Raw genomic sequence first — 5,125 nt, forward strand, 5'->3', positions numbered from 1 at the left:
CTGCCAGGTGCCGGCCGCCGGGGCGGCCACCCGCCAGTGCTCGGCGCCGATGACGTGGGCGGCGGCGACCGGGTTGGTGGGGGTCGCCGCAGGCTGGTCGGCGTTCAGGCCGTAGCTGCCGGCCAGGCCGAGCGCGGCGGTCATCAGCGCGACCACGCCGAGCCGGTACCGGGTCGGCAGGACGAAGTGCGGACCGATTCCGATCCGGGAGCGCAGGGTCCGTTCGCGGACGATGACCGGGGCGACCGGCATCTCCCGCCGCACGATGCGCAGCGTGCGCAGGGCGGGGATGTCCATCCGCCAGGGCAGGTCGAACTCGGACTCGGGCGCCCGGGGAGCCGAGGGGGCCGGGGGCAGGGCGGCCGCGTTGTCGTCCTCCGCGCCGGAGCGCGGTACGACCTGCGTGTCGGCCATCCTTCGACCTCTCTGCGGTGACCCCGAACCGAGCCTCGGCAAGGCTTCCAGGTACGGGTTCGCAGCACCGTACCCGTGACATCGGGGGAAGGCACGTGCGGGTTACGAGGCCCAGACCGGCTCCTGACGCACGCGTGGGGTGTGGAATGGGGTCGTGCGACTGCGGGCGGTGATCGAACTCGGGAGAGGGCCGCTGCGCGCGTTCGAGGTGGTGGCCGTGGCCCGGGACTCCGCCCCGGTCGGGCTGGGCGCGGACGCGCTCGCCGCGATCGCCGAGGCCCGGGCCCGGGTGGACGCCCTGGCGGCCTCCCCGATCCCCGCCTACGGCATCTCCACCGGCTTCGGCGCGCTGGCCACCCGGCACATCCCGCCGGAGCGCCGGGCCGCCCTGCAGCGCTCCTTGATCCGCTCGCACGCCGCCGGCAGTGGACCCGAGGTCGAGCGGGAGGTGGTCCGGGCGCTGATGCTGCTGCGGCTACGGACGCTGGCGAGCGGCCGGACCGGGGTGCGAACCGAGACCGCCACCGCGCTGGCCGGGCTGCTCAACGCGGGGATCACCCCGGTGGTCCCGGAGTACGGCAGCCTCGGCTGCTCCGGTGACCTGGCCCCGCTCTCCGCGGTTGCCCTGGCACTGATGGGGGAGGGATCGGTCTTCGACGCCGCGGGCGCCCTGGTGCCGGCCACCGACGCGCTCGCCGCGGCCGGGATCGCGCCGGTGGTGCTGGCGGAGAAGGAAGGCCTCGCGCTGATCAACGGCACCGACGGCATGCTCGGGATGCTGGTGCTGGCCTGCCACGACCTGACTACGTTGGTACGGCATGCCGACCTCGCCGCCGCGATGAGCGTCGAGGCGTTGCTCGGCACCGACCGGGTCTTCGCCGCGGACCTGCAGGAGTTGCGTCCGCACCCTGGGCAGGCCGCCGCCGCGGCGAACCTGCGGGCGCTCTTACAGGGCTCGGCGATCGTCGCCTCGCACGCCGGCCCGGAGGACACCCGGGTGCAGGACGCCTACTCCCTGCGGTGCGCCCCCCAGGTGGCCGGCGCGGTCCGGGACACCCTCGCCCACGCGATGACCGTCGCCGACCGGGAACTGGCGGCGGCCATCGACAACCCCGTCGTGCTGGCCGACGGCCGGGTGGAGTCCAACGGCAACTTCCACGGCGCCCCGATCGGCTACGTGCTGGACTTCCTGGCGATCGCCGCAGCGGACCTGGCCTCGATCTCCGAGCGCCGGACCGACCGCCTGCTCGACGGGCACCGCTCGCACGGGCTGCCGGCTTTCCTCGCCCACGACCCCGGCGTCGACTCGGGGTACATGATCGCCCAGTACACCGCCGCCGGGATCGTCTCCGAACTCAAGCGGTTGGCGGTGCCGGCCAGCGTGGACTCGATCCCGTCCTCGGCGATGCAGGAGGACCACGTGTCGATGGGCTGGGCTGCGGCGCGCAAGCTGCGCCGCTCGGTGGACGGGCTGCGCCGGGTGCTGGCGATCGAGATCCTGACCGCCGCCCGCGGGCTGGACCTGCGGGCACCGCTGACCCCGGCGCCCGGCTCCGGTGCCGCTTTGGCCAAGCTGCGTGAGCGCGTTCCCGGCCCCGGCCCGGACCGGCACCTGGCCCCGGACATCGAGGCCGCCGTCGAGGCCGTCCGCACCGGCGAGCTGCTGGCCGCCGCAGAATCAGCGATCGGGGCCCTGCGTTGACCAGCCCGAACCACAAGGCGTGTCACGCCTTCTGGTTAGTTGTCCACAGGGGAACCGAACTGAGGGGGCGTCATGGGTGAGGTGAGGGCGACCCGGGGGTCGGAGCGCACCGCGAAGTCATGGGGGGCCGAGGCCGCGTCGCGGATGCTCGACAACAACCTCGACCCGGATGTGGCTGAGCACCCGGAGGAGCTCGTCGTCTACGGCGGCGCGGGCAAGGCGGCGCGGGACTGGCGCAGCTACCGCGCGATCAAGGCCTCCCTCGAAGACCTCGCAGCGGACGAGACCCTGCTGGTCCAGTCCGGCCGCCCGGTGGGGATCCTGCGCACCCACGAGTGGGCGCCGCGGGTGCTGATCGCCAACTCCAACCTGGTGCCGGACTGGGCCAACTGGGACGAGTTCCGCCGCCTCGAGGAGGCCGGGCTGACCATGTACGGCCAGATGACCGCTGGTTCGTGGATCTACATCGGCACCCAGGGCATCCTGCAGGGCACCTACGAGACCTTCGCCGCGGTCGCGGAGAAGCGCTTCGGCGGGACGCTGGCCGGCACCGTCACCCTCACTGCCGGGCTCGGCGGGATGGGCGGCGCACAGCCGCTGGCGATCACGATGAACGGCGGGGTCGCGCTCGTCGTCGAGTGCGACCCGACGCGCATCGAGCGGAGGGTCGCCCAGGGCTACCTCGACGTCGCCGCCGAGAACCTCGACGACGCGATCTGGAAGGCCGACGACGCCCGCGCCAAGCGCCAGGCGCTGTCCATCGGCGTGCTCGGCAACGCCGCCGAGGTGCTGCCGTATCTGATCGCCCGCGGCGCGACCGTCGACGTCGTCACCGACCAGACCTCCGCGCACGATCCGCTGGCCTACCTCCCACGCGGGGTCGAGTTCTCGGACTGGTCCGCGTTGCGCGCCGACGACCCGCACGGCTGCATCCGCCGGGCCCGGGAATCGATGGCCCGGCACGTCGAGGCGATGGTCACCTTCCAGGACAACGGCGCCGAGGTCTTCGACTACGGCAACTCGATCCGGGTCGAGGCCAAGACCGGCGGCTACACCCGCGCCTTCGACTTCCCCGGCTTCGTCCCGGCTTACATCCGTCCGCTGTTCTGCGCCGGCAAGGGTCCGTTCCGCTGGGTCGCGCTCTCCGGCGATCCGCGCGACATCGCCGCCACCGACGAGGCGATGCTCACCCTGTTCAAGGACAACGGCACCGTCACCCGCTGGCTGCGCCAGGCCAAGGACAAGGTGAAGTTCCAGGGCCTGCCCGCCCGGATCTGCTGGCTGGGGGCCGGCGAGCGCGACCGGGCCGGCCTGGAGTTCAACCGGATGGTCACCACGGGCCGGGTCAGGGCGCCGATCGTGATCGGCCGCGACCACCTGGACTGCGGCTCGGTGGCCTCGCCCTACCGGGAGACCGAGGCGATGCTCGACGGGTCGGACGCGATCGCGGACTGGCCGCTGCTGAACGCGATGGTCAACGTGGCCTCGGGGGCCAGCTGGGTCTCGATCCACCACGGTGGCGGGGTCGGGATCGGGCGGTCCATCCACGCCGGGCAGGTGACCGTCGCCGACGGGACGGTGCTCGCGGCCGAGAAGCTGGCCCGGGTGCTGAGCAACGACCCGGCCACCGGCGTGCTGCGTCACGTGGATGCGGGGTACGACGAGGCGAACGAGACCGCGCTCGCTCAGGGCCTGCCGATCCCGATGCAGGCCCCCGACCCCGGGCCGTGACATCACCCGGCCTTCCGGGCGCACATCCCGGCGGCGGGGCGGCTGGGGCGTTACGTTGAAATTGACGTGTCTCCTGCCCTGAGCACGGGAATCGAGCCAGAGGAACTCCGGTGATCGAGTTCGATGCGGTGACGAAGGTGTACCCCGGCGGCAGCGTCGCCGTGGAGAACCTGAGTCTCATCGCGCCCACCGGGCGGATCACGGTCGTCGTCGGGCCGTCCGGATGCGGCAAGACGACCCTGCTGCGGATGGTCAACCGGCTCGTCGACCCCTCCGCCGGACGGGTGCTCATCGACGGCGCCGCGAACACGCTGCTGCGCCGCTCGCAGTTGCGCCGCTCGATCGGTTACGTGATCGCTGCCGGTGGCCTGTTCCCGCACCGCACCGTGGTGGAAAACATCGAGACCATCCCGGTGCTGATCGGCACCCGGCACCGGCAGGCCCGCGAGCTGGCGCATGCGCTGCTGGAGCGGGTCGGGCTCTCCGCCTCCTTCGCCGACAAGTACCCCGGCCAGCTCTCCACCGGCCAGCAGTTGCGCGTGGCACTGGCCCGCGCGCTGGCCGCGGACCCGCCGATCCTGCTGCTGGACGAGCCGTTCTCCACGCTCGACCCGGTCGTCCGTGGTGACCTGCAGGACGACCTGCTCGACCTGCAGCAGGCCGCGCCCAAGACGGTCCTGTTCGTCACCCACGACATCGACGAGGCGATCAAGCTCGGCGACCAGATCGCAGTGATGGACACCGGCGGCCGGCTGGTACAGATCGCCACCCCGGAGACGCTTCTGGTCCATCCGGGCACCGACTTCGTCGCCGACTTCCTCGGCCGCGACCGCGGCATCCGCAAGCTCGCCTTCCTGCCGGCCAGTGATCTGCCTCTGCACGCCGCGGCGACGGTGCAGGCCGGTGCGACCGGAGACCGGGCCAGGGCCATCTCCGTGCAGAACAACCAGGACTGGTTGCTCGTCCTCGACCCGGAGCGGCACCCCCGCGGCTGGGTGGACACCAGCAAGCTCGGGCCGACCGACGTCGTGTCCGGCCAGGCCGTGTACCCGCTCGGCGGCACCTTCTACCCCGACGAGAGCGTGCTGGCGGTGCTGGACGCCGCGGTGCTTTCCCCGCCCGGGCTCGCGGTCTGCATCGACGACGACGGCCTGGTGCAGGGCGTGGTCAGTCACTCCGATGTGGCCCGCTACCTGAGCACCCGCGGTCCGTCGATGCTGCCGCAACGCCTGGGCGACCCGGTGGTCGCGCCGCCCGCGCCCGCGCCCGCGCCTGCTC

General features: G+C 72.8%; 4 protein-coding genes. 3 read left to right on the forward strand and 1 reads right to left on the reverse strand.

Going from position 1 to position 5,125, the window contains the following annotated elements:
- Positions 1-414, reverse strand: a 414-nt coding sequence (locus tag H0X00_RS21340) for a hypothetical protein (protein WP_293774626.1), incomplete at its 3' end; no start/stop codon positions are given.
- Between the two features lie 160 nt (positions 415-574).
- Here H0X00_RS21340 and hutH point away from each other — a divergent pair.
- From hutH to H0X00_RS21355, 3 genes are all read left to right on the forward strand, one after another.
- A complete protein-coding gene (hutH, locus tag H0X00_RS21345) occupies positions 575-2,116 on the forward strand; it encodes a histidine ammonia-lyase (protein ID WP_367186726.1) in 1,542 nt (513 codons plus the stop codon).
- 72 nt (positions 2,117-2,188) lie between these two features.
- Positions 2,189-3,847: a urocanate hydratase gene (locus H0X00_RS21350; RefSeq protein ID WP_293774631.1), complete on the forward strand. Its 1,659-nt coding sequence runs from the start codon at positions 2,189-2,191 to the stop codon at positions 3,845-3,847.
- Between the two features lie 110 nt (positions 3,848-3,957).
- The coding region (locus H0X00_RS21355; RefSeq protein WP_293774634.1) for an ATP-binding cassette domain-containing protein at positions 3,958-5,125 on the forward strand (1,168 nt) is incomplete at its 3' end.

Source organism: Sporichthya sp., assembly GCF_013815995.1.
Classification (GTDB): Bacteria; Actinomycetota; Actinomycetes; order Sporichthyales; family Sporichthyaceae; genus Sporichthya.

Coding starts and splice junctions, on each gene's coding strand:
- H0X00_RS21350 (WP_293774631.1), top strand. CDS start 2,189: ATGGGTGAGGTGAGGGCGACCCGGGGGTCGGAGCGCACCGCGAAGTCA.